The sequence below is a fragment of the Rhodococcus sp. FG69 genome (genome assembly GCF_057808915.1).
Map to the genome: position 1 here is coordinate 47,068 of NZ_JBMDIX010000035.1, position 21,878 is coordinate 68,945.

24 protein-coding genes are annotated in these 21,878 nt (G+C 62.9%); 16 read left to right on the forward strand and 8 right to left on the reverse strand.

Annotated elements, in window-relative coordinates; translation table 11 throughout:
• Nucleotides 1–25 precede the first annotated feature (25 nt).
• From ACODSO_RS22775 to ACODSO_RS22800, 6 genes are all read left to right on the forward strand, one after another.
• Nucleotides 26–907, forward strand: a complete 882-nt coding sequence (locus ACODSO_RS22775; protein ID WP_489038938.1) for an alpha/beta hydrolase — start codon at nucleotides 26–28, stop codon at nucleotides 905–907.
• A gap of 319 nt (nucleotides 908–1,226) precedes the next feature.
• Nucleotides 1,227–1,721 (forward strand): gluconokinase, encoded by a 495-nt coding sequence (locus ACODSO_RS22780; RefSeq protein ID WP_068373661.1) that lies wholly within the window; start codon nucleotides 1,227–1,229, stop codon nucleotides 1,719–1,721.
• 149 nt (nucleotides 1,722–1,870) lie between these two features.
• Nucleotides 1,871–2,173, forward strand: coding sequence for a WhiB family transcriptional regulator (locus ACODSO_RS22785; protein ID WP_489038939.1), 303 nt, complete (start codon nucleotides 1,871–1,873; stop codon nucleotides 2,171–2,173).
• 11 nt (nucleotides 2,174–2,184) lie between these two features.
• Nucleotides 2,185–2,529, forward strand: a complete 345-nt coding sequence (locus tag ACODSO_RS22790) for a hypothetical protein (RefSeq protein ID WP_489038940.1) — start codon at nucleotides 2,185–2,187, stop codon at nucleotides 2,527–2,529.
• A gap of 48 nt (nucleotides 2,530–2,577) precedes the next feature.
• On the forward strand, nucleotides 2,578–3,300 hold the full coding sequence (locus tag ACODSO_RS22795) for a DUF2637 domain-containing protein (protein ID WP_489038941.1): 723 nt from the start codon (nucleotides 2,578–2,580) through the stop codon (nucleotides 3,298–3,300).
• Between the two features lie 46 nt (nucleotides 3,301–3,346).
• Nucleotides 3,347–3,844, forward strand: a complete 498-nt coding sequence (locus tag ACODSO_RS22800) for a DUF427 domain-containing protein (protein ID WP_489038942.1) — start codon at nucleotides 3,347–3,349, stop codon at nucleotides 3,842–3,844.
• A 1-nt stretch (nucleotide 3,845) separates the two neighbouring features.
• On the opposite strand, the gene bluB is transcribed toward ACODSO_RS22800, so the two are convergent.
• From bluB to kstD, 5 genes are all read right to left on the reverse strand, one after another.
• Complete coding sequence (gene bluB / locus ACODSO_RS22805) at nucleotides 3,846–4,487, reverse strand: 5,6-dimethylbenzimidazole synthase (protein WP_489038943.1); 642 nt, start codon at nucleotides 4,485–4,487, stop codon at nucleotides 3,846–3,848.
• Nucleotides 4,484–6,721 carry a putative bifunctional diguanylate cyclase/phosphodiesterase gene (locus ACODSO_RS22810; protein WP_489038944.1) on the reverse strand — a complete coding sequence of 746 codons (2,238 nt, stop codon included), beginning with the start codon at nucleotides 6,719–6,721 and terminating at the stop codon, nucleotides 4,484–4,486. Before ACODSO_RS22810 ends, bluB begins: the two co-directional genes overlap by 4 nt.
• A gap of 110 nt (nucleotides 6,722–6,831) precedes the next feature.
• Nucleotides 6,832–8,553 (reverse strand): cholesterol oxidase substrate-binding domain-containing protein, encoded by a 1,722-nt coding sequence (locus tag ACODSO_RS22815; RefSeq protein ID WP_489038945.1) that lies wholly within the window; start codon nucleotides 8,551–8,553, stop codon nucleotides 6,832–6,834.
• Nucleotides 8,554–8,581: 28 nt separating this feature from the next.
• A complete protein-coding gene (locus ACODSO_RS22820; protein ID WP_489038946.1) occupies nucleotides 8,582–9,442 on the reverse strand; it encodes a MaoC/PaaZ C-terminal domain-containing protein in 861 nt (286 codons plus the stop codon).
• Nucleotides 9,439–11,103, reverse strand: a complete 1,665-nt coding sequence (gene kstD / locus ACODSO_RS22825) for a 3-oxosteroid 1-dehydrogenase (protein ID WP_489038947.1) — start codon at nucleotides 11,101–11,103, stop codon at nucleotides 9,439–9,441. Before kstD ends, ACODSO_RS22820 begins: the two co-directional genes overlap by 4 nt.
• A gap of 116 nt (nucleotides 11,104–11,219) precedes the next feature.
• On the opposite strand from kstD, the gene ACODSO_RS22830 reads away from it, so the two are divergent.
• Genes ACODSO_RS22830 through dmpG form a run of 4 tightly spaced genes read left to right on the forward strand, consistent with a single transcriptional unit; the run spans nucleotide 11,220 to nucleotide 15,527 of the window.
• On the forward strand, nucleotides 11,220–12,845 hold the full coding sequence (locus ACODSO_RS22830) for an FAD-binding protein (protein ID WP_489038948.1): 1,626 nt from the start codon (nucleotides 11,220–11,222) through the stop codon (nucleotides 12,843–12,845).
• Nucleotides 12,820–13,593, forward strand: a complete 774-nt coding sequence (locus tag ACODSO_RS22835; protein WP_489038949.1) for a 2-keto-4-pentenoate hydratase — start codon at nucleotides 12,820–12,822, stop codon at nucleotides 13,591–13,593. Before ACODSO_RS22830 ends, ACODSO_RS22835 begins: the two co-directional genes overlap by 26 nt.
• Before the next feature lie 18 nt (nucleotides 13,594–13,611).
• Nucleotides 13,612–14,517 (forward strand): acetaldehyde dehydrogenase (acetylating), encoded by a 906-nt coding sequence (locus ACODSO_RS22840; RefSeq protein ID WP_489038950.1) that lies wholly within the window; start codon nucleotides 13,612–13,614, stop codon nucleotides 14,515–14,517.
• On the forward strand, nucleotides 14,514–15,527 hold the full coding sequence (dmpG, locus tag ACODSO_RS22845) for a 4-hydroxy-2-oxovalerate aldolase (RefSeq protein ID WP_489038951.1): 1,014 nt from the start codon (nucleotides 14,514–14,516) through the stop codon (nucleotides 15,525–15,527). Before ACODSO_RS22840 ends, dmpG begins: the two co-directional genes overlap by 4 nt.
• 19 nt (nucleotides 15,528–15,546) lie before the next feature.
• Here dmpG and ACODSO_RS22850 read toward each other — a convergent pair whose 3' ends face one another.
• The gene (locus ACODSO_RS22850) at nucleotides 15,547–15,885 is read right to left on the reverse strand and encodes an imine reductase family protein (protein WP_489038952.1); all 339 of its coding nucleotides are present in this window, start codon (nucleotides 15,883–15,885) and stop codon (nucleotides 15,547–15,549) included.
• 39 nt (nucleotides 15,886–15,924) lie between these two features.
• Between ACODSO_RS22850 and ACODSO_RS22855 the strand changes: the two genes are divergently transcribed.
• A complete protein-coding gene (locus tag ACODSO_RS22855) occupies nucleotides 15,925–16,227 on the forward strand; it encodes a winged helix-turn-helix transcriptional regulator (protein ID WP_489038954.1) in 303 nt (100 codons plus the stop codon).
• A gap of 24 nt (nucleotides 16,228–16,251) precedes the next feature.
• On the opposite strand, the gene ACODSO_RS22860 is transcribed toward ACODSO_RS22855, so the two are convergent.
• Nucleotides 16,252–16,566 (reverse strand): hypothetical protein, encoded by a 315-nt coding sequence (locus ACODSO_RS22860; RefSeq protein ID WP_068373587.1) that lies wholly within the window; start codon nucleotides 16,564–16,566, stop codon nucleotides 16,252–16,254.
• Nucleotides 16,563–17,693 (reverse strand): 3-ketosteroid-9-alpha-monooxygenase, oxygenase component, encoded by a 1,131-nt coding sequence (locus ACODSO_RS22865; RefSeq protein WP_489038955.1) that lies wholly within the window; start codon nucleotides 17,691–17,693, stop codon nucleotides 16,563–16,565. The genes ACODSO_RS22860 and ACODSO_RS22865 overlap by 4 nt, the downstream gene beginning before the upstream one ends.
• 170 nt (nucleotides 17,694–17,863) lie before the next feature.
• On the opposite strand from ACODSO_RS22865, the gene hsaA reads away from it, so the two are divergent.
• The 5 genes from hsaA to ACODSO_RS22890 form a co-directional block, all read left to right on the forward strand.
• On the forward strand, nucleotides 17,864–19,012 hold the full coding sequence (hsaA, locus tag ACODSO_RS22870) for a 3-hydroxy-9,10-secoandrosta-1,3,5(10)-triene-9,17-dione monooxygenase oxygenase subunit (RefSeq protein ID WP_068373619.1): 1,149 nt from the start codon (nucleotides 17,864–17,866) through the stop codon (nucleotides 19,010–19,012).
• Nucleotides 19,009–19,887, forward strand: a complete 879-nt coding sequence (gene hsaD / locus ACODSO_RS22875; RefSeq protein WP_068373584.1) for a 4,5:9,10-diseco-3-hydroxy-5,9,17-trioxoandrosta-1(10),2-diene-4-oate hydrolase — start codon at nucleotides 19,009–19,011, stop codon at nucleotides 19,885–19,887. Before hsaA ends, hsaD begins: the two co-directional genes overlap by 4 nt.
• 4 nt (nucleotides 19,888–19,891) lie before the next feature.
• Nucleotides 19,892–20,791 (forward strand): iron-dependent extradiol dioxygenase HsaC, encoded by a 900-nt coding sequence (gene hsaC / locus ACODSO_RS22880; protein ID WP_489038956.1) that lies wholly within the window; start codon nucleotides 19,892–19,894, stop codon nucleotides 20,789–20,791.
• A complete protein-coding gene (hsaB, locus tag ACODSO_RS22885; protein WP_489038957.1) occupies nucleotides 20,791–21,342 on the forward strand; it encodes a 3-hydroxy-9,10-secoandrosta-1,3,5(10)-triene-9,17-dione monooxygenase reductase subunit in 552 nt (183 codons plus the stop codon). The genes hsaC and hsaB overlap by 1 nt, the downstream gene beginning before the upstream one ends.
• A 20-nt stretch (nucleotides 21,343–21,362) precedes the next feature.
• A partial coding sequence (locus tag ACODSO_RS22890) for a GNAT family N-acetyltransferase (protein WP_489038958.1) occupies nucleotides 21,363–21,878 on the forward strand: 516 nt, incomplete at its 3' end.

Sequence of the window (21,878 nt, forward strand, 5' to 3'; positions counted from 1 at the left end):
GTCTTCGGCAAAGGGGAGGTGGGCTATGACCAAGCGTTACGACGTGCGTTTTCCATCCGGTTCGGTCGACTGCAGTGCCTGGTTCTACGAGGGTGCAGAGGGAGCTCCGGTGATCGTCATGGGACACGGGCTCGGGGGAGTCAAGTGGATGCGTCTCGATGCATTCGCCTCGAGGTTCGCGGCCGAGGGGTACTCGTGCCTGGTGTTCGACTACCGCCACTTCGGCGACAGCGAGGGCCAGCCGCGCCAACTTCTCGACATCGACCGGCAGCTGCAGGACTGGGCGTCGGCCATCGCGTACGCGCGAACACGTGGCAGCGGCGGTGTGGTGCTGTGGGGAACATCGTTCGGCGGTGGCCATGTCATCGTCGCGGCGGCGCGGGACGGTGGTGTCGCCGCTGTGGTGTCGCAATGCCCGTTCACCGACGGCATGGCATCCGCCTTGGCCACGAACCCGCTCGTCGCAGCTCGGGTGACGGCGCGCGCGGTAGGTGACCGGGTCGGCTCCCTGCTCGGTCGCGAGCCGAAGTTCATCCCGCTGGCGGGCCCGCCGGGTTCGACAGCCCTGATGTCCTCGTCCGACGCACTGGACGGCTATCTGGCGCTCGTGCCCGAGGGGAAGGCGTTTCGGAACGAGGTACTGGCCCGGGTCGGTCTCGACATTCCGCTGCGTCGCCCTGGTCGGCATGCCGGAAAGGTCACGTGCCCGATCATGTTCTCGGTGTGCGAGACCGACACCGTTGCGCCGGCCAAGGCCACCCTGCGGCATGCGAAGCGTGCACCGAAAGGCGAGGTCGTCGTCTATCCGGACGGCCACTTCGACATCTATGTCGGGGATGCGTTCGACCGTGTCGTCGCCGACCAGATCGAGTTCCTGTCCCGCGTGGCTCCCGCCGTGCGCGCCTAGAGATTAGTAGTACGAATCGATCATGGTCTTGCATTAAGTACTACATTTTGGGATAGTGAGCAGGGTCACCTCGTTCCGGCGGGGCTGACCGCCTCACGTTCGACGGGAAAGAACTCGTACTCGCTACTTCTACCGCTTGCGCACGACGCGGGAGGCCGGTTGGTGACGGTGTATCTGGGTACTTCGATCGAGCGGAACCCGAAAACTTGGAGTGTGATGGTATGCGCTGTTTCTGTGACGGTCCTGGCTGGCATGTCGACTTGGATTGCGGTGATCTGACGTGAATTCGCCACCGAACCCCCATCCGGTTCTCGTCATCATGGGTGTGTCGGGATCTGGGAAGTCCACTGTCGCAGGCATTCTTGCGGGTGCGTTGAAGTGGGACCTGCAGGAGGGGGATGACCTGCACCCTGATTCGAACGTCGAGAAGATGGCGTCGGGGCAGCCGTTGACCGATGCCGATCGCTGGCCGTGGTTGGAAACCATCGCCGACTGGATACGAGCCCACACCGCCGCGGGCGAACCTGGAATCGTGACATGTTCGGCGCTCAAGCGAAGCTATCGAGACGTCCTGGAGAGGGGGTCGGAGGGTCGCGTCGTATTCGTTCACCTGGCGGGAACGCGGGAGCGAATCAGCGGCAGGTTGAACGCCCGGATGAACCACTTCATGCCGAGCGGTCTACTCGACACACAGCTATCGACTCTCGAGTCGATCGGATCCGACGAAGACGCAATCGTCGTCGACGTAGGCCCGCCACCTGCAGAAATCGCGGCCACGATAATCGCAGAACTGGAGCGTACCCGCGGAATATGAAGCAGCAGCGCTGGTTTTTAGGCATACAAATGTCCGACATTCTTGCCAAAAGTATGTTGAATGCGGGAAAGTGAAGTGGTTCACGAAGACATCCGCTCGCGCAGACAGGTCACAAACCTCGATGCGCCGGCGCTCATGAGGAGACCCCGATGGTGAGAGGCGTTCCTTCCCGGCCGGTCGAATTGCCGGTTCCGAATGCCGACGTGTGGGATTGGCAACTAGACGGACTGTGTCGCGGCTACGACTCCTCGGTCTTCTATCACCCCGAGGGGGAACGAGGCCGAGCCCGCGCGATGCGGGAAAGGAAGGCCAAGGCCATCTGCGCCGCATGTCCGGTGCTCGTCCAGTGTCGATCGCATGCATTGTCGGCGAACGAGCCCTACGGCGTGTGGGGTGGAATGTCCGCCCACGACCGCGCCGATCATTACCGCGCCGAGGCTCGGCTGGCTTAGCCTTTCTCACCGTGACCGAACCCCGGAAGTCCTCTTCGGTACGTGGATGGGACGTCGTGATCTCGGTGGCTGCCCTCGTGTTCACTGTGATGCTCGGCGGCCTGGCAGTCCTCGTCGGGATCTTCTCGGTGGCATTCCTCGACCACCGACATCAGTCGAGTGCAGACGGGGCCGTCACCGCTGTCGTGGTTACGCTTGCCGTGGCCGGACTCTTCGGTGCCGTCGGGTTCTTCGCGATGGCCGTCAGGCTCGCGCGCCGGCGAATCGCCTGGCCGTTGTCGGTGGGAACGCTGGTGGTGTGCATGCTGACATGTATGGCGGGAGCGCTCTGGTACGCCTCGGCAATAGGCGCCTGAGCGTCTGGACGGGTTTCGTGTCGGTGGCCTCGTGCACCATGTCGAAACATGAACAAGGTCTTGCGTGCGACGCTCGCCAGTGCGGTCGTCATCACCACGGTCATCGGCATCGCGTCGTTCGTCTTGAGCTTCGCGGCGCTGTGGGATCTCGCGACGATGGCGGGAGTGCCCCGGAGTCTGTCGTGGCTGTGGCCGGTCATCGTCGACGGCACCATCCTCCAAGCCACCATGTCGGTCATCGCGCTGGCGCAATTCGAGGATCAACGCAGTGGGCGACGGTTCTTCTGGGCAGTTCTCGTCATCGCGGCGTTGGTGAGTATCGGGGCGAATGCGTTGCACGCGTTCATCTCTCCGGCCGGCATGCTGCACCCCGCGCTGTCGGCAACCATTGCCACCGTGGCGCCGGTCAGCCTACTGGCCGCCACCCACGGCCTCGGCATTCTCGTCCGACTGCCCGCCCTCGGTCCGTCCGGGGCCTCATCGGCGCGCGGCGAAGCGTCCACACAGGACGCCCCAGCTGTGCCCAAACCCCCTGTGCCGATACCCTCTGTGTCGATACCCTCTGTGTCGATACCCTCAGCGCCCATATCCCCTGCACCCGATCCCGATCCCGTCGAGGCTCCGGCTCGCGAGGAAGCGCTGCCAGCGCTACACGACGAGCGGTTGAGCGACCCCGTGACCGAGCGGCTGAGCGACCCATTGGCAGACGTGGATCGGTGGATACTCGACGAGGACCGATCCGACGATCTTTACCCGGTAGACGCGCCTTGATAGACGGCGGCCCTCGGGTGCGGGGTTACGTGGCACTATCGGGAGGATGAGCAAGGTGACTCCGCAGGTGCCCGGTCCAGGTCAAGAATCGGTGTGGGACTATCCGAGGCCCCCGAGGCTCGAGCAATCGAACCGGTTGATCACGGTTAGGTTCCAGGGCGTCCTGGTGGCCGAGACTCGTGAGGCCTGGCGCGTGCTCGAAACGAGCCATCCACCTACGTGGTACATCCCGCGGGACGATGTGGCCGCCAACGCGCTGCGCCCTTCGGAAGCGCGTTCCACGCACTGCGAATGGAAGGGCGCGGCGACGTACTGGGACGTGAGCGGCCATGATGCGGTGAGTACGGGTGCGGCCTGGAGTTACGAGACCCCTACGGAACGGTTCCTTCCCATCACCGGACACCTTGCGTTCTCGCCGAGTCGACTGGAATGCGAAGTCGACGGGGAGCGTGCCACTCCGCAGGAGGGTGGGTTCTACGAAGGTTGGATCACCAGTGACGTCGTCGGACCGTTCAAAGGAATTCCCGGCAGTTGGGGCTGGTGAATCAGCCGCCGAACTTCTCGCGGTGTATTGCCTCCGATAGTGGGCGACGAGGGCGCCACCCGAATCGTTCGAGGTCGGGGACCGTCTGAAATTCCGAAACGGGTCCGACGCACAGCCACGCGATCGGGCGCACGGGAGCAGGTATGCCGAGCAACTCCGATAGGAACTGCTCCTGGTAGAACGACACCCATCCGACGCCGATGCTCTCCGATATCGCGGCGAGCCACAGATTCTGTACAGCCAACACGGCAGAGAAGATGCCGGTCTCGTCGACGGTTGCCCGGCCGAGGACGTGCTGGCCGCCACGTTCGGGATCGTAGGTGACGACGACTCCGGTACCGGAAGTCTCGATGCCCTCTATTCGTATCGGATCGAACGTTTCTCGGCGATCAGCGGGGAGCGACTGCGCGAACGCCACGCGTTCGTCGGCGACGTGTCGTCCGAATGCGGCCAATGTGTCCGGGGACCGGACGATCACGAAATCCCACGGTTGGGTGTTGCCCACGCTCGGCGCATGATGGGCGGCGTCCAAAATCCTGTGCAGCACATCATCTTCGATGATCCGACCGTCGAACTCGGCGCGAACATCACGGCGTGATCGGATCGCGGTGTAGACCGACATCGGGGCTTCGGCGTCGCTCATGGGGTATCCGTGTACTCCTTCAGCTCGGCGTTCAGCTTGGTCACCGATGCCGGTATCTCGTCGGCCGGCACCGGACGCCCCACATAGTAGCCCTGAGCATAGTTGCAGCACAAAGCTTTCAACTCCAGGAGGGTATCGCGGTCTTCGACTCCTTCGGCGGTGATGGTGAGGCCGAGGGTGCGTGCCAGGTCGATCGTCGATCGTACGATGACGCGATGCGCGGGTACCGTCATCATGTCGAGCACGAACGTCTTGTCGATTTTCAACTGCTGCACCGGTAGTCGCTGAAGGTATGCCAGCGAACTGTAGCCGGTTCCGTAGTCGTCGATCGCGAGTGTCACGCCGAGTCGGCGCAACTCCGCCAGGGTTTCGATCGCAACCGGTGGGTCCGTCATCGACGAGGTCTCGGTGATCTCGATCGTGAGCATTCGTGGGTCGAGTCCGGCGTCGAGCGCCCGTCGAACCTGCTCGACGAGTGTGGTGTCGAGCAGGTTTCGAGTCGAGACGTTGATGGAGAGTGCGAGATCGATGCCCTCGCGTCGCCACTCGAGGTGCTGTGCAGCCGTCTGAGTGAGGACGAAGTCGAGAAGCGGGCGGATCAGGCCGGTGCGCTCTGCCATCGGAAGGAACGAGTCGGGTTCGATCAATCCTCGGACTGGATGGTTCCACCGCAGTAGGGCCTCGACACCGACTGCTTCCATGGCTGTGAGGTCGACCTGAAGTTGGTAGTAGAGCTCGAGATGATGCTGATCGATTGCCGTGGTGAGCTCGCTGAGAAGAAGCAGCTGCGCACTGTTGTCGCGAGCCATCGAGCTGTCGTACACGGCAGTGCGGGGCTGCACTGTCTTGGCGGATTCCATCGCCAGGTAGGCCTGTTGGCCCAAGTTCTCGGCCGGAGGTTCTGCCGAGGTCGATATTCCGATACTGACCTCCACGAACAGAGTTGCATCAGCGGTGGTGACCGGCCGGCGTAGCGTGTGGTGCACGTCGTGGGCGATGTCCTCAGCTTCGCACGGGAAGGTCGTGGTCGCGATCAGGAATTCGTCGGTGCCGACTCGGGCGACGACTCCGCGCAGGCCCACCGCGCGGGTAACGCGGTGGGCGACGGCGCGGACCACGTCGTCGCCGACCCGGTGGCCGAAGGTGTCGTTGATGTCCTTGAATCGATCGATGTCGAGCAGCAGGAACGCCAGTGGTTGTCGGTAAGCGTCGTTGACGTCGATCCATCGTTCGAGACCGCGGCGGTTCAGGAGACCGGTGAGATGATCGGTGTCGGCTACGTTTCGTAGTGTCCTCGTCTGCCGTTGCAGTAGCCGAAGCAACTCGCTCACCCGCACGAAAATCAGGCAGACAAGGATCGTCGCGCTCAGGACGACTCCCCATCCCCATTCCCGCACGGGCTCACCTCGGATCAGCATGATCGCCATGACCGCGGGTGCTGTCAGCGCCGCCGCGGTGACGATAAGCACGGTGGGAAGGTTGTACGAGGCCGCGATGGTGGAAACGCTGCTGCGCGGGTTCGGGGCGGAGAGGCGGCGCATCGAGGGGTGCAGTGCGGCGGTGCCGATGAGGATGTTGTAACCCAGGTAGCCCGCGTCCGCAACGTTGTGTCCGGCAAAGGTGAAAGTGACGAGTTCGTACGCCGTGTCAGCGGCCAGGACAAGGACGACGGCGGCTATGAGCAGTCGGAATGCTGTGCTCTGCCACTGCGTCGCACTGACGAAGTGAACGAGAAGACCGAGTAGAAAGATGTCCATGGCGGGGTAGGCGACGGCAAGAAGCCCCGCAGCTGTGGAGACGTCGACCGCGTTCGGCTGCACGACGAATATCCACAGAATCAAACCGAAAGCGATCATGACGATCATGCTGTTGGCGACGTGGCCGAGATCGCCTCTTCTCCAGCCCTCGTGAACCAACAGATAGAGACCGGCCGCGAGTACCGGGTAGCCGACGAGGTAGATGTAGTCCGCAGGGGACGGCAACGGGACGGTGCCCTGGGTCTGCGAAATGTAGAGGTACATGGCGTCGCCCGCCACCCACAATGCAGACCCGGCGGCAACTAGCCCCCATGCTCGGATTGTGGCGGGCCGGTAGATCCACATCCCTGCAGTCACTGCCGACACCGAGACCAGTCCGATGCCGACGAACACCGATTCCGAGACCGGCCCTGGCGGACTTGCGAAGTAGCCGGCGCACGCCACGACGCCGAATACGAGAAACAACCACCACTTCACCGGTTGTCCTTCCCCCTCACCGCCACCACGAGTTCGCAGTCCCAACATTCCACATTCGATCACCCAGGACACTTCGAATGCGCGATCGGGGCGCAGCGGTACCTAGGTTGTCAGGGAAGGAGCTGGTCGATCAGGGTGTTGCTGTAGATGCGATGCGGGTCGAAGGTGTTGTAGACGGAGAGGGCGGTGTCCCAGTTCTCGTCGGCCGGGACGCCCTCCCTGTAGGTATCGGGAAGTATCGTGTCGATGACATCGGCATCCTTGTACGGCAGCTCGGTGCTGAAGGCCCATCCCTTGGACCACTCGGGCCGGAACGTTGCCCACTGGCCGGAGTAGTGTCCGCGCATCCACTGTTCCATCTCACGGTAGAACGCGAACATGCCGGGAGTGCCGGGGACTCCGAGCACGTTGAGCCATATTGCGGTGTCCCACTCGGGGTGGTCCGGGCGAGGTCGCATGGCCGAGATGGTCGGTGGACCGGCCGAATCGACGACGACGTCGGCCGGATCGTCCATACCGCAGCATCGGATCTCCACCGGACCGTTGATGGGGAATTGTCCGATGGACTGGTAGTAGGACACTCGGCTCTGGAACCACACGGCGAAGTCGTGAATGACCTGTGCGACGTTGGCCCTGGAGGTGATGACGGCGCCCCCACCCTCGGTCAGGAGCAGGGTGCTCGGTTTGATGTAGAACTGTAGGTCCTTCGCCCATCCCCAGAGGTCGTACGACGCGGTTGCGGCAAGCCCGGCGACCGTCGTCCCATAGAAGACCTGACCGAATGCCGGTGCGATGGAGGTATTTCCAACGGTGAGCTGTCCGATCAGATCCGAGGCGATCTCGGGCAGGTTGTCCGAGAAGGGATAGTTGTACGGCCCGAACACTTCTCGTGAAGCGGGCGGCTTCTGTGGGCAGATCGACCATACTTTGAGCCACGGGTTTTCGGTGAACGGGTACCAGATTGCCTCGACGCGTCCGGTCCGGTCGAGGAAGCTCTCGAAGGTTCGACCTGGGGCGCCGCCGGTGGCGAACAATTCGCGCCAACCGATATCGGTGAAGCTCTCGCAGCGCATGCGAGTATTCGCGCCTGCCTGCAGCGTCACCGAGGTCAGGAAGGTACGCCCCAGATGCGCCAGCAGGGGAGTGATCTCGGGCTCCGACCGATCGAAGGTGCGCAGTGCGTACTCGGAGCCATTCCACACCACCGCGGTGAGCGACGTGATCAAGTTGCTCATCGAGCCGTATGTCGTTCCAGGAGTAGTTGATTCGCCAACGGCCGGCACCGCTGCCCCATGTGCATCGACCGCGAGTGCACCAGCGACGGACAATACACCCGGCGCGGGCACGCTGACCCATCCCAGTCCGTTGTTCTGCAGCTGCGCCAGAATCGCCTCGATCGTGGCTCCCGCTCCGGCGGAGACCGTCGCGGTGCCGGGATTCACCGAGATGCCGTTCAGGTGAACCATGGTGTCCACCAGGACAGTTCGATCGAGGTTCTCGCCGTTGACGATGGTCAGCGGGGTCCACCCGTGCATGGCGCCGCGCGGGCGAATGCGATAGCCGTTCGCGTGTGCCCAGTTCGCCAACCGCACAACGTCGTCCGGCGTCACGGGTGAGCAAGTCCAGATGGCGTCGAGGATGATCTCTTTCGACCAGTTCTGGTAGCGCTGCTGATACAACGGAATGCCGCCGGGGAAGTTCGGTGGTGCGGGGATCGTCGTATCGACGCTTCCGAAGGGGGCGGCACCGGCGGGTACTGCACGCATCACCGAGGCAGCGGCGAGTGCGCCTGCCCCGGCGGCGATGAACTGTCGACGATTCAGCTCGGACATGATTCTCCGTCTTCTTTTTCAATCGGGCTTAGCGGGCGGCAATGACGACATCGGCGAGAGCAGGGGCGTCCTCTCTCCCGGGTACGGTCACGCCGACAATGTAGCGATCGCCTTCATCCCAGATGCGGCACGCTAGGTCCTCGCCGGGATAGACAACGCCTGCGAAGCGCGCGGCGATGCTGCGCATGGCGCCGGCATCGCCATCGAGGACGGTGTCCGTGACTGCCTTCGCAACCATCGAATACGTGCACAGACCATGCAGAATCGGTTTCGGAAACCCTGCTGCACGGGCGAATTCGGGATCCGAGTGCAGTGGATTTCGATCACCGCACATGCGGTACATCAACGCCTGTTGCGGCAGGATCGGAATGCGCACTTCGGCGTCCGCGACCCGGTCCGGTAGGGCCACCCTGGTGGACGGGCCGCGCTCGCCACCGAATCCACCTTCTCCTCGTGCGAAGATCGACGATCGTGCTCGCCAGAGTGCGGTGCCGTCGAGAGCCGTGGTGGTCATTTCCTGCACGATGACGGCAGCACTGCCCTTATCCCAGATTTCGGTGATTCGAGTGACCGTCTCGGCCTCCCCCGATGCCGGAACAGGTGCATACGTCTCGATCTCTTGGCTACCGTGCACAACCTTCGCAAGGTCGATGTCGATTCCGGGGAACCGCACCCGGGGAGCCTCCGTGCTGTGGAAGGTCGCCGCGACGGTCGCGAACGTCGGAAGTACTTGGGGCTTCGCGTCGTCGAGATAACGCAGTTCCCGGTTGTCGAGCGGCGACGATCCGGCGCCGAGAGCGAGGTGATAGGTCTGAATATCGTTGGGAGTCCAGGAAAACCGTTGTCGAGGTAGCTCGGCCCCGAGGGCAGCCTTCAGGTCTATGCTCATTGCGCCGTCCGGCTGATCATGTCGAGCACCGCGAGATATCCGAAGGTCATGGCCGGTCCGATGGTCGCGCCGGGCCCGGCATAGGTGTGCCCCATGACCGGGGCGCTTGCGTTGCCGACCGCATAGAGGCCATCGACGACACTGCCGTCCTCACGCAGCACTCGCGCGTCGGCGTCGGTGAGGAGACCTCCCTTCGTGCCGAGATCGCCCGGCACCATCTTGACGGCATAGAACGGGGCCTTGTCGATAGGGCCGAGGCTTGGGTTCGGCTTGTTCGTCGGGTCGCCGTAGTACTTGTCGTACCCGCTGTTGCCGCGACCGAAATCCTCGTCGACACCGGTGCGCGCGAATCCGTTGAAGCGCTTCACTGTTGCGCTCAACTCGGTGGGTGGAATTCCGGTCCGTTCGGCCAGTTCCGAGATGGTGTCCGCCTGGACCACGACCCCGGCTTTCAGCCATCGAGACGGGAACCGCTTCTTCGGTTGCAGGCCGGCGAAGATGTATCGATCTCGATACCTCTGGTCGATGATCATCCAGGTCGGAATGTTCTCGCCGGGTCCATCACCGACGCCGTACTCTCCGCCGTACATCGAATGCACGGCCTCGACGTAGGGCGCTGCCTCGTTGAGGAATCGCTTGCCCGAAGAGTTCACCATGATGCCGCCGGGCAATGTGCGTTCGGCGATGCAGAACCACGGTCCGCCGGTCAGTGGAATCGATGGCCCCCACCACGCGTCGTCCATCAGATCCACGGCGGCGCCTAGCTTCTGGCCGGCGCGAATACCGTCGCCGGTGTTCGCTTTCGCCCCGACGGTCCACTCCGTCCCGATCGGTTCACGCTGGTACTGCTTGCGCATCTCCTCGTTGTGTTCGAAACCGCCAGAGGCGATCACGACGCCGAGGCCCGCGCGCAGAACATGACCGTCGGCGGTCTCGACGCCTCGAACCCGACCGCCCTCGACGACGAGATCCACCATCGGAGTGTCGAGAAGCACGGGTACGTTGATGTCCTGAAGCCCGGCCCGCAGTGCGGCAGCGAGAGCTTGGCCTCGGCCGAGAAGGTGCTTTCCGGTGAGTTTCGCTGCCATCCAGCGCATTCCGACGCGCATCACCCGTGCGATACCACTCGGATGGCGCCGTAGCAGGTTGATCGTCCGGTAGTCGGCCTGCGTGAGCACGACGTTGAGCGGCGCCTTCCCGTAGTCCGGTTCCAAATTGTTCACCTCGGTTCCGAGGCACGAGGCGTCGAACGGTGTCGGTTCGACCGACCTGCCGCCGACACGTCCGCCGGGGGCTTCCGGGTAGTAGTCCGAGTAGCCCGGCACCCACTGCATTTTCAGCGGCGAGTTCGCGAGAACGAAGCTCAGCATCTCGGGTCCGCGCTCGAGGTAGGTGTCGATGCGTTCCTTCGACACGACGTCACCGATGATCGCGTGGAGGTAGTCGCGGGCGGCTTCGGGAGTGTCGTCGACTCCGTCTGCCTCGAGCGCCTCGTTGTTGGGGATCCAGACGCCGCCGCCGGATCGGGCCGTCGACCCGCCGAAGTGTCGAGACTTCTCGATCACGACGACGCTCAGTCCGCGGTGCGCCGCGGTGAGTGCGGCCGTCATCCCGCCGGCGCCACTTCCGACCACGACGATGTCGTATTCCTGCGTGCTCATTTAGAACACGTTATAGAATGATCGCGGTTCCAGTCCATGCTTTCAGGCAGCGAAGATGGTAAGAATTTCGTTCATCGACAGAAACACGTTCCAGTTTACTAGTCCGGAGGTTACGAGTGACGTGGGATCTACACGCCGACGTCGTGGTGGTCGGTTTCGGAGCGGCCGGAGCGGCGGCGTCCATTCAGGCGAGAGAGTCGGGCGCCGAGGTGATCGCGCTCGACCGTTATTCGGGCGGCGGGGCCAGCGCGTTGTCAGGCGGGGTCGTATATGCAGGCGGTGGTACATCCGTCCAGGACCTCGCGGGAGTGAGCGACAGCGTCGAGCACATGTTCGAGTATCTCCGGAAGGAAGTAGGAGATGCAGTGAGTACCGCGACGCTGCGACGCTTCTGCGAGGAAAGTCCGCAGATGATCGAATGGCTGCAGGCGCACGGTGTGCCGTTCGACGCCTCCCTGTGTCCGTACAAGACCTCGTACCCCACTAACCGGCACTACCTCTACTATTCCGGCAGCGAAGCAGCGGGCGAGTTCCGCTCGGTCGCGACGCCAGCTCCCCGGGGCCACCGGGCGAAGGGCAAGGGGACGTCGGGAAAGATGCTGTATTCCCCACTCGCCTCATCCGCATCGAGTTCCGGTGTACACCTGGTACCTCAGACGCGAGCCATGTCTTTGGTCGTGTCGGACGGGCGTGTCGTAGGCGTCGAGTGTCGGTCGATGCGCCGCGCTCCGGCCCGTATTCGAATGCTGCATCGACGACTTGGAATGCTCTCGGCGAAACCGGGCATCTACGCTCCCCAGCTGAGGTATCTGCTCGAGCGTCGTCTCGCTCACCTGGAGAAGAAGTATTCCGAGGTACTCCGAGTCGAAGCACGACGCGGCGTCGTGCTCAGCGCGGGCGGGTTCGTCGCCGATCGAGCAATGATGAAGGAACACGCTCCCAAGTACACCGGTGGGATTGCACTCGGGACGGCCGGGGACGACGGCAGCGGTATCACGCTCGCGACCGAGATCGGCGCGGCAACAGACAAACTCGGCAACGTGTCGGCCTGGCGTTTCATCGTGCCCCCCGTTCCCTTTCTCGGCTCGCTGCTGGTCGACCGTGAGGGGAAGCGAATGATCGACGAGTCGCGGTACGGCGCGGCCCTCGGCCACGCGATCGTCGAGCAGGGCGCTGGTCGCGGTTGGCTGCTCGCCGACGCCGATCTCGTCCGGAAAGCCAAGAAGCAACTTCCGTCGCAATCCACCTGGTTCCAGCGTGTTCAGAACGCGGGGCTGATGCGTACCGCGAAGCGCGGTGACACCATCGAAGCGGCCGCCCGAGCCGCCGGAGTCGATCCGTCCGGGCTCCGCGCGACCGTCGAGGAGCACAACGCGGCCATCGCAGCGTCGAGCGCGGACCCCTTCGGCAAGCACGACGACTTTCGTACGCCGGCACTGAAGGCTCCCTTCACGCTGTTCGACGCCGGGATTCCTCCCGGATCGACGGTGGCCAAGTTGATGAATCCGTGCCCCATGCTCACCCTCGGTGGCGTGGTGGTCGACGAAGAGACAGGCGGAGTGAAAGACACCTCGGGATCGACGATTCCGGGTCTGTTCGCCGCGGGACGAACCGCCGTCGGCTTGTGCTCGAACTCGTACGTCAGTGGTTTGTCGCTGGCGGATTGCATCTTCTCGGGGCGCCGCGCGGGCGCACATGCGACGAAAGGGGAACTTCGTGCTGTCGACGCAGACGCGAATTGAACTCGCCGAACGGTTGGCGACGGCAGAGATCACGAGGCGTCCGATCGCGCCACTGCCGGTCATCGACGTGGTCGACGCGTACGAAATCCAGTTGATGAACATCAGGCGACGGGTCGAGTCGGGAGCGACGATCGTGGGCCACAAGGTCGGCCTGTCGTCCCTCGCGATGCAGCAGATGATGGGCGTCGACGAACCCGACTACGGTCATCTCCTCGCCGACATGGAGGTATTCGAAGACGTTCCCGTCGATACCGGGCGGTTCTGCTTCCCGCGAGTGGAAGTGGAAGTGGCATTTCTGCTCGGGGAAGATCTTCCGGGTGAGGGATGCACCGTCGACGACGTCCTTGCAGCGACCGAGTACGTCGCGCCGTCCATCGAGCTGATCGACTCCCGTATCGAGAACTGGAAGATCGGTCTGTCCGACACGATCGCCGACAATGCGTCCTCCGCCGGATTCGTGCTTGGCGAGCAGCGGGTGCGACCGTCGGACATCGATCTGCTGGGCATCGACGCCGTCCTCTGGCGAAACGGCGAGGTTGCAGCGAAGGGACGAAGCGATGCGGTGCTCGGCAACCCCGTGACCGCAGTGTCCTGGCTCGCGCGCAAGGTCGCCGGATTCGGCGTCCGTCTGAAAAAGGGCGACATCGTGTTGCCTGGATCATGCACTCGGGCAATCGATGCCGAAGCCGGTGACTCGTTCCGTGCCGAGTTCACCGGACTGGGAACCGTCTCCCTCGAATTCACCTGAACAGGAAGGTCTGACCTCATGGCCACAGCGACCGTAGCGATAGTCGGCTCCGGCAACATCAGCACCGACCTTCTGTACAAGCTGCAAAGGTCGGACTATCTCGATCCGCGGTGGATGATCGGGATCGACCCCGACAGTGAGGGATTGGCCCGCGCTCGATCTCTCGGTCTCGAGACGAGCTCCGAGGGCGTCGACTGGTTGTTGGCGCAGGACGAACGACCAGATCTGATCTTCGAGGCGACCTCAGCGTACGTTCATCGAGCTGCTGCTCCGCGGTACGCCGAGGCCGGAATCCGCGCGATCGATCTCACACCCGCCGCAGTGGGCCCCGCGGTCGTACCGCCCGTGAACCTGCATGCGCACGTCGACGCGCTCAACGTCAACATGATCACGTGCGGTGGTCAGGCCACCATCCCGATGGTGCACGCGGTGTCTCGGATCGTCGAGGTGCCTTATGCCGAGATCGTTGCGTCCGTCGCCTCGGTGTCGGCCGGCCCGGGAACTCGGGCGAACATCGACGAGTTCACGAAGACCACCAGCCGGGGGATAGAGGAAATCGGAGGAGCCGCACGCGGCAAAGCAATCATCATCCTCAATCCTGCCGATCCACCGATGATCATGCGAGACACGATCTTCTGCGCCATTCCCGAGGACGCGGATCACGATGCGATCTCCGAATCCGTATTTCGAATGGCGGCGGAGATCGCGGAGTACGTACCGGGCTACCGCTTGCTGAACGATCCGCAGTTCGATCCTCCCTCCGAGATTTCGGGCGGATTCGCAAAGGTGTCGATCTTCGTCGAAGTGGAAGGCGCCGGTGACTTCCTACCACCCTATGCCGGAAATCTGGACATCATGACCGCTGCTGCCACCAAGGTCGGCGAGCAGGTTGCGCAACACATTCTGGAAGCGGGAGTTCGATGAGTCGGATACGAGTGACAGACACGTCCTTGCGCGACGGATCGCACCACAAGCGGCACCTGTTCACCACCAGTGACGTGGAGAACATCGTCGCAGCGCTCGACGGCGCAGGAGTACCCGTCATCGAGGTGACACACGGTGATGGACTCGGCGGCTCCTCGTTCAACTACGGCTTCTCCAGAACACCGGAGCAGGAACTGATTTCGATTGCTGCGAAGACCGCGAAGAACGCGAAGATCGCGTTTCTGATGTTGCCGGGTCTCGGCGTCAAGGACGACATCATCACCGCGCAGGGCAACGGTGCGTCGATCTGCCGGATTGCAACACACTGCACCGAAGCCGATGTGTCCGTTCAGCATTTCGGACTCGCACGGGAACGGGGGCTGGAGACCGTCGGATTCCTGATGATGGCGCACTCACAGCCACCCGAGGTGCTTGCCAAGCAAGCGCGGATCATGGCCGACGCCGGGTGCCAGTGTGTCTACGTCGTCGACTCGGCCGGTGCGTTGGTTCTCGAGCAGGTGTCGGACCGGGTATCGGCTCTCGTCGCAGAGCTGGGTGACGATGCGCAGGTCGGGTTCCACGGCCACGAAAACCTCGATCTGGCCGTGGCCAATTCGATCTATGCAGTCCGGGCTGGGGCGCAGCAGATCGACGGCAGCGCACGACGGTTCGGCGCGGGTGCAGGAAATACGCCGGTGGAAGCGTTCGTCGGGGTGTGCGACAAACTCGGCATCGAGACCGGCATCGACTTCTTCAAGATCGCCGACGCCGCCGAGGATGTGGTGCGTCCGGTGATGCCGGCGGAGTGCCTACTCGACCGGCAGGCGTTGATGATGGGATACGCCGGGGTGTACTCGAGCTTCCTCCGTCATGCCGAACGCCAAGCCGAGCGGTACGGCGTGTCCTCGGCGGAATTGCTGGTGCGGGCGGGTGCCCGGAAGTTGGTCGGTGGTCAGGAAGACCAGCTCATCGACATCGCCCTCGAACTCCAGAAGGAGGCGGTGGGCTGATTCACCTGGTGCGGCGCCACTAGGGGCGCAGCACCTCGATCACGCTCGCCCCGTCGTCGGCGCCATGACCGCGGGCAATCACGGCGTCGTACAGGGCTTCGACGGCGGCAGGTAGTCCGGCGGGAATTCCGAGGGACCGGCTGGTCTCGGTGATGTGTGCCGGCGTGGCGCCCATCATGGTGACAGTGCTCAGATCTCCTGGATAGGACCGAGCGTCGATGGACGTGCCCAGTCCCGGGCCGACGATGGCAGGAATAGCCGCGATCATGTCGAGAGCGTCCGGGACGAAGTCGCTCGCGGTGACCCCTGCTGTGTTCACCACTGCGGTGGCGTGGAGGATCGCGGACAATGCCGTCAAGAACACCGTGGGCCGTACATCTGCGGTATCGATGCCGCAATGGACGTGGTGTCCGGGAAGTGGAAGTCACTGATCCTGTGGGAGTTGAACAACTACGGCGTTCGACGCTTCGGCGAACTGAAGAAAGGCCTTCCCGGGGTCAGCGAAAAGATGCTCGTGCAGCATCTGCGCGAGATGGAGGAGGACGAGCTCGTTCACCGCGAGGTGTACCGCGAAGTACCTCCGCGCGTCGAGTACTCGCTGACCATGCACGGAAAGTCACTCAACGCTGCGCTAGGTTCGCTCGGTGATCGGGGAACCGAGCGCCAGCAGCGGCTCCGCCGCAGTGGCGCGGTTGAGTAGGTCAGAACACACTTGACCGCGCCACTAGTCGGGGACCGACAGAATCCCCTCCATCACCGCATGATCGATGGAGTCCTGCAACCGCGGGCACGAGTCCTGAGTCGCCGAACTACCCGATTCGCGGAAGACAGGGCACGACTCGGTCGGCCGTGACGTCCACTGGACCGACGTCTGCTTGAGACTGTTCTTGCGCACCAACACGCACGTTCCGCACGCGCGACATTCGACCGGCGTGAGCCTCGAATCGAGATAGTTCTCCTTGTCCAGGACCGTCTGCGCGTGGATCTCTCGAATCCGAGAGGGATCGTTCGCGAAATCAGGCGCCTTTGCCCACCTCACGCGTCGGCTTTCTCAGCAGCCTGCTTGGCGAGATTCTCCTCGACTTCGTGCTGCCACGCCTCGTTGGCTTTCGTGGTGTCGACCTCGAATTCGAAGCGCCCGGTCATCTTCTCGTCCACCTCGGCGACGTCGACGTAGAACTGGTCGTACCAGCGCCGCAACTGGTAGACCGGCCCATCTTCCTCACACAGCAAGGGATTGTCGATCTTGGTTTTGTTCTTCCAAATCTCCACGTCCTGAAGGAAACCGACGCTGATGCCTTCGGTGAATTTCTCCGCCAGTTTTGTTGCGGTCTTGTCGTCGATGCCGTCGGGCTTCTGCACGGTGATCCCCCACTGCAGGACGAACGAGTTCTGATCGATGGGGTAGTGGCAGTTGATCAGCACGCTCTTGACTTCGTAGCCGCCGTAGATGTTGGTCAGTGGATTGATCATGTACGACGGACCGTAATACGACGCCTCCGACATCAGGAGAGTGTCTCCGCCGTACTGCGACGCCATTCCGATGTCCGGACGGCCCTTCGTGTTCAGGTACTGCGACGCGATGTGACCTTCGAACACATTCTTGAAGTAGGTCGGGAAGGCGTAGTGGATGTAGAAGAAGTGCGCCATGTCGACGACGTTGTCGATGATCTCGCGGCAGTTCGCGCCCTCGATGACCATGGAGTTCCAGGTCCAGTCGGTCCAGTCGTCACTGTAGGCACCGTCGATACGCGGAATGGTCACGTCCTCGGGCGGTGGGTTGCCCTCGGCGTCGTTCCAGACGAACAGCTGTCCGTTCCGATCGAGCGTCGTCCACGTACGCGTCCGGGCCAGGGGCGGAACGCGTCGGGCGTAGGGGATCTCGGTGCACTTTCCGCTGGCACCCCAGCGCCAGTCGTGGAAGGGGCACGCGATCTCGTCGCCCTTGACGGTTCCTTGCGTGAGATCTCCGCCCATGTGTCGGCAGTAGCCGTCGAGGACGACGATCTTGCCCGACGAATCAGCGAACACCACCAGCTTGGTGCCGAAGGCAAGTACAGAGTGCGGGGTGCCGTCCATGAAACTCTTGGTCAGACCGAGGCAGTGCCAACCGCGTGCATAGCGAGTCGGTGTCTCGCCGACGTCGATCTCGCGAATCCTTGCCATGTGCACCCCTAACTTGCCAGCCGATAGTTCTACTAGAACACGTTATAGAATGACCCATGAAATGGCTAGTGAAAGCGTTGGAACGAGTTCTCGACAGTAACCGGAACGTGTTCTAGTCTGGGACGGGAACCCACTGAAGGCAGGAGTAGGCAATAGTGACTCACGAGGTGATGGAGAGGCTGGACGCCTTGCTGCCGGCGCTGCGCGAACGCGCGCAGGAGACCGAGGATTTGCGGCGTCTTCCCGACGAAACGGTCAAGTCTTTGCAGGAGACGGGTTTCTTTCGGCTGTTGCAGCCCGCGCAGTGGGGCGGCTACGAGGAAGATCCCGTGCTGTTCTACTCGGCGGTCAAGAAGATCGCGAGTGCCTGCGGATCGACGGGGTGGGTCTCGTCGATCATCGGCGTCCACAACTGGCACCTGGCGCTGTTCACGCAACAGGCGCAGCAGGACGTCTGGGGTCAGGACACCGACGTCAGAATCTCGTCGTCGTACGCGCCGATGGGCGCGGGAACCGTCGTCGACGGCGGTTACCGACTCTCGGGCGCATGGCAGTGGTCCTCCGGTTGCGACCACGCGTCCTGGGCGATGCTCGGTGGGCCGGTCATCAAGGACGGTCGACCGGTTGACTTCGTGACGTTCCTCGTACCGCGGGAGGACTACCGCATCGACGACGTCTGGAACGTGGTCGGTCTTCGCGGCACCGGCAGCAATACCGTTGTGGTGGAAGACAAGTTCGTCCCGACGCACCGAGTTCTGAGCTTCAAGAAGATGAACGACGGCACTGCCGAGGGGCTCGAGCGCAACACCGCTCCGGTCTACCGGATGCCCTGGGGAACAATCCATCCGACGACGATCTCGGCGCCGATCGTCGGAATGGCAGAAGGGGCGTACGCCGCACACGTCGAGCATCAGGGCAAGCGCGTCCGCAAAGCATTCGTCGGCGAGACGGGTAAGGACGACCCGTTCGCGAAGGTGCGTATCGCCGAGGCCAGTAGCGATATCGATGCGGCGTGGCGCCAGCTCTCGGGAAACGTCGCCGACGAATACGCAGTGCTGAAATCCGGCAAGGAAGTCCCCATCGAACTGAGACTGCGTGCCCGACGCGATCAGGTGCGTGCCACGGGCAGGTCCGTCGCGTCTATCGATTTGCTGTTCGAGAGCGCGGGCGCCTCTGCGTTGCAGAACGATGCTCCGCTGCAACGATTCTGGCGTGACGCTCACGCCGGGCGCGTGCACGCCGCGAACGATCCAGAACGTGCATATCAAATGTTCGGCGGAGGCGAATTCGGGCTCCCGTTGAAGGACACGATGGTATGACCGCGGTAGCCGAATCGATCACCTACGAGTCGACGTCGAAGTTTGCCCAGGTGCGCGAGGATCTGACCTTGCATTACCACGAAGCCGGCGTCGGCAACGACACCACGATCGTGCTGCTGCACGGCGGTGGGCCCGGTGCATCCGGCTGGTCCAACTTTGCCGCCAACATTCCGATTCTCGCGCAACACTTTCACGTATTGTGCGTCGACCAACCAGGATTCGGGCGGTCCGACAAACCGACCGAGCATCCACAGTACTTCGTGCACAGCAGCTCGGCTCTGAAAGATCTGCTCGACCATCTGTCGATCGATCGTGTTCACCTACTGGGGAATTCCCTCGGCGGAGGTACGGCGGTTCGGTTCGCACTCGACTATCCCGAGCGAGCGGGCAGATTGGTGCTCATGGGTCCCGGAGGGTTGAGCATCAATCTCTTTGCACCCGATCCCACCGAGGGCGTCAAGAATCTCGGCAACTTCTCTGCACCGCCCGGGCCGTCGAAGGAGAAACTGGCGGCCTTTCTGAAGGTGATGGTGTACGACCAGTCGCTGATCACCGAGGAATTGCTGCAACAACGCTACGAACAAGCATCGACGCCGGAGTCTCTCGCCGCGATGAAGGCGATGGGAAAGTCCTTCGGCGGCGCCGATTACGAAAAGGGCATGTTGTGGCGTGAAGCGTACAAGCTTCGGCAACGTGTGTTGCTGATCTGGGGTCGCGAGGACAGGGTGAATCCGATAGATGGAGCGCTCGTCGCGTTGAAGACCATTCCGCGAGCGCAACTTCACGTGTTCGGACGGTGCGGACACTGGGCTCAGGTCGAGATGGCGGACGAATTCAATCGATTGACCACTGCATTCTTGACCGAGGGGAGCTGAAGCAATGGGTATCCGTTCACTGGCCTACATGCGCATCGAGGCCACCGACATGGACGCCTGGCGTCAGTACGGCCTCAAGGTGCTCGGCATGATCGAGGGTAAGGGCGTCGTACCCGGTGCGCTGTACCTGAGGATGGACGACTTTCCGGCTCGTCTCGTCATCGTGCCGGGCGAGAAGGACCGCCTGCTGGTGTCGGGATGGGAGACTGCGAATGCGGCCGAGTTGCAGTCCGTTCGAGATTCCCTGGACGCAGCGGGAGTTCCGTACAAAGAGGGAACAGCGGAGCAGGTCCTTGACCGCCGCGTCGACGAGCTGATCGTGTTCGAGGATCCGTCGGGAAACACGCTCGAGGCGTTCCACGGTGCGGCGCTGGAGCATCGACGAGTGGTGAGTCCGTACGGGCACCGGTTCGTCACGGGCGAGCAAGGGCTGGGACATGTGGTGCTCTCGACGGACGACGACGACGTCTCACTGCGGTTCTACCGGGATGTTCTGGGATTCCGCTTGCGTGACTCGATGCGTCTGCCACCGCAGATGATGGGCAGACCGGCAGACGGACCGCCCGCATGGTTGCGGTTCTTCGGGTGCAACCCGCGGCACCACAGCCTGGCATTCCTGCCGATGCCGACTCCCAGCGGAATCGTCCACCTGATGATCGAGGTGGAGAATTCCGACGACGTCGGCTTGGCGTTGGATCGCGCGCTGCGGAAGAAGGTCCCGATGTCGGCGACACTCGGCCGCCACGTCAACGATCTGATGCTCTCGTTCTACATGAAGACGCCCGGTGGATTCGACATCGAGTTCGGCTGTGAAGGACGGCAAGTCGAGGATGATGATTGGGTGGCGCGCGAAAGTACAGCGGTGAGCCTGTGGGGGCACGACTTCTCGGTCGGGATGAAGTAATGACGTTCGATCCCCGTACGTTCCGGACCACTCTCGGCCAGTTCTGTACCGGGATCACCATCGTCACGACTCTCGACGGCGATGACCCTGTCGGATTCGCCTGCCAGTCCTTCGCGGCGCTCTCGTTGGAACCGCCACTCGTACTGTTCTGTCCGACAAAGGGTTCGAGGTCGTGGGCGGCAATCGAGAAGTCCGGACGATTCGCCGTCAACGTGCTGGGTGAAAATCAGCAGGACACGTGCGCCAGGTTCGGCTCGCGTGAGCCGGACAAGTTCGCCGGCGTGCAGTGGAGTCCGTCGGAACTGGGCTCGCCGATTCTGGCCGAATCGCTGGCGCACGTCGATTGCACGGTCGAGACCGTCCACGACGGTGGTGATCACTTCATCGTCGTCGGACGCGTGCATTCGCTCGGCGAGGTCAAGGGCGAACGCCCGTTGTTGTTCTACCGAGGTCAGTATTCCGGGATCGAGCCGGACAAGACTGTTCCGGCGCCGTGGCGCAACGATCTGGAGGCATTCTTGACTGCGGCTTCCTCGGATACTTGGCTGTGATGGGACTACCGTGATCCTTCGTGATCACTTTTCGTCGCGTCGTCGAAGCGGACTTTCCGCTGATCGCCGAGTGGCTGTCACAGCCCCACGTCGCGCGGTGGTGGAATCAGGAATTCACCCCGGAGGCAGTCGAGCGGGACTTCGGGCCGGTCGCGCGCGGCGAGGAACCTGCCGAGGACCTGCTGGCAATAGAGGACGACGTACCGTTCGCGCACGTGCAACGGTGTAGGTGGAGCGACTACCCGGAGGAGCTCGACGCCATTGCACAGTTCGTCGAGGTACCCGACGAGGCGACGACGATCGACTACCTCATCGGGGACGTCGCTCAGACGCACAAGGGCCGTGGCACCCGACTGATCGCTGCGCTCGTCGAGGACACATGGAAGGCGTACCCGGCGTCGAACGCCATCATCGTTCCAGTAGTTGCCGGCAACCGTGCGTCGTGGAGGGCGTTGGAGAGGGCAGGTTTCCGACGCGTCGGTGAGGCCGAGTTGCCGGCGGACAATCCGATCGACCCGCCGCTGCACTACGTGCAG

Excerpts from the sequence above, each read along its gene's own strand:
- ACODSO_RS22775 (WP_489038938.1), top strand. The coding sequence starts at position 26 with ATGACCAAGCGTTACGACGTGCGTTTTCCATCCGGTTCGGTCGACTGC.
- ACODSO_RS22780 (WP_068373661.1), top strand. The coding sequence starts at position 1,227 with ATGGGTGTGTCGGGATCTGGGAAGTCCACTGTCGCAGGCATTCTTGCG.
- ACODSO_RS22785 (WP_489038939.1), top strand. The coding sequence starts at position 1,871 with ATGGTGAGAGGCGTTCCTTCCCGGCCGGTCGAATTGCCGGTTCCGAAT.
- ACODSO_RS22795 (WP_489038941.1), top strand. The coding sequence starts at position 2,578 with ATGAACAAGGTCTTGCGTGCGACGCTCGCCAGTGCGGTCGTCATCACC.
- ACODSO_RS22800 (WP_489038942.1), top strand. The coding sequence starts at position 3,347 with ATGAGCAAGGTGACTCCGCAGGTGCCCGGTCCAGGTCAAGAATCGGTG.
- bluB (WP_489038943.1), bottom strand. The coding sequence starts at position 4,487 with ATGAGCGACGCCGAAGCCCCGATGTCGGTCTACACCGCGATCCGATCA.
- ACODSO_RS22815 (WP_489038945.1), bottom strand. The coding sequence starts at position 8,553 with ATGTCCGAGCTGAATCGTCGACAGTTCATCGCCGCCGGGGCAGGCGCA.
- ACODSO_RS22820 (WP_489038946.1), bottom strand. The coding sequence starts at position 9,442 with ATGAGCATAGACCTGAAGGCTGCCCTCGGGGCCGAGCTACCTCGACAA.
- kstD (WP_489038947.1), bottom strand. The coding sequence starts at position 11,103 with ATGAGCACGCAGGAATACGACATCGTCGTGGTCGGAAGTGGCGCCGGC.
- ACODSO_RS22840 (WP_489038950.1), top strand. The coding sequence starts at position 13,612 with ATGGCCACAGCGACCGTAGCGATAGTCGGCTCCGGCAACATCAGCACC.
- dmpG (WP_489038951.1), top strand. The coding sequence starts at position 14,514 with ATGAGTCGGATACGAGTGACAGACACGTCCTTGCGCGACGGATCGCAC.
- ACODSO_RS22855 (WP_489038954.1), top strand. The coding sequence starts at position 15,925 with ATGGACGTGGTGTCCGGGAAGTGGAAGTCACTGATCCTGTGGGAGTTG.
- ACODSO_RS22865 (WP_489038955.1), bottom strand. The coding sequence starts at position 17,693 with ATGGCAAGGATTCGCGAGATCGACGTCGGCGAGACACCGACTCGCTAT.
- hsaA (WP_068373619.1), top strand. The coding sequence starts at position 17,864 with ATGGAGAGGCTGGACGCCTTGCTGCCGGCGCTGCGCGAACGCGCGCAG.
- hsaD (WP_068373584.1), top strand. The coding sequence starts at position 19,009 with ATGACCGCGGTAGCCGAATCGATCACCTACGAGTCGACGTCGAAGTTT.
- hsaC (WP_489038956.1), top strand. The coding sequence starts at position 19,892 with ATGGGTATCCGTTCACTGGCCTACATGCGCATCGAGGCCACCGACATG.
- hsaB (WP_489038957.1), top strand. The coding sequence starts at position 20,791 with ATGACGTTCGATCCCCGTACGTTCCGGACCACTCTCGGCCAGTTCTGT.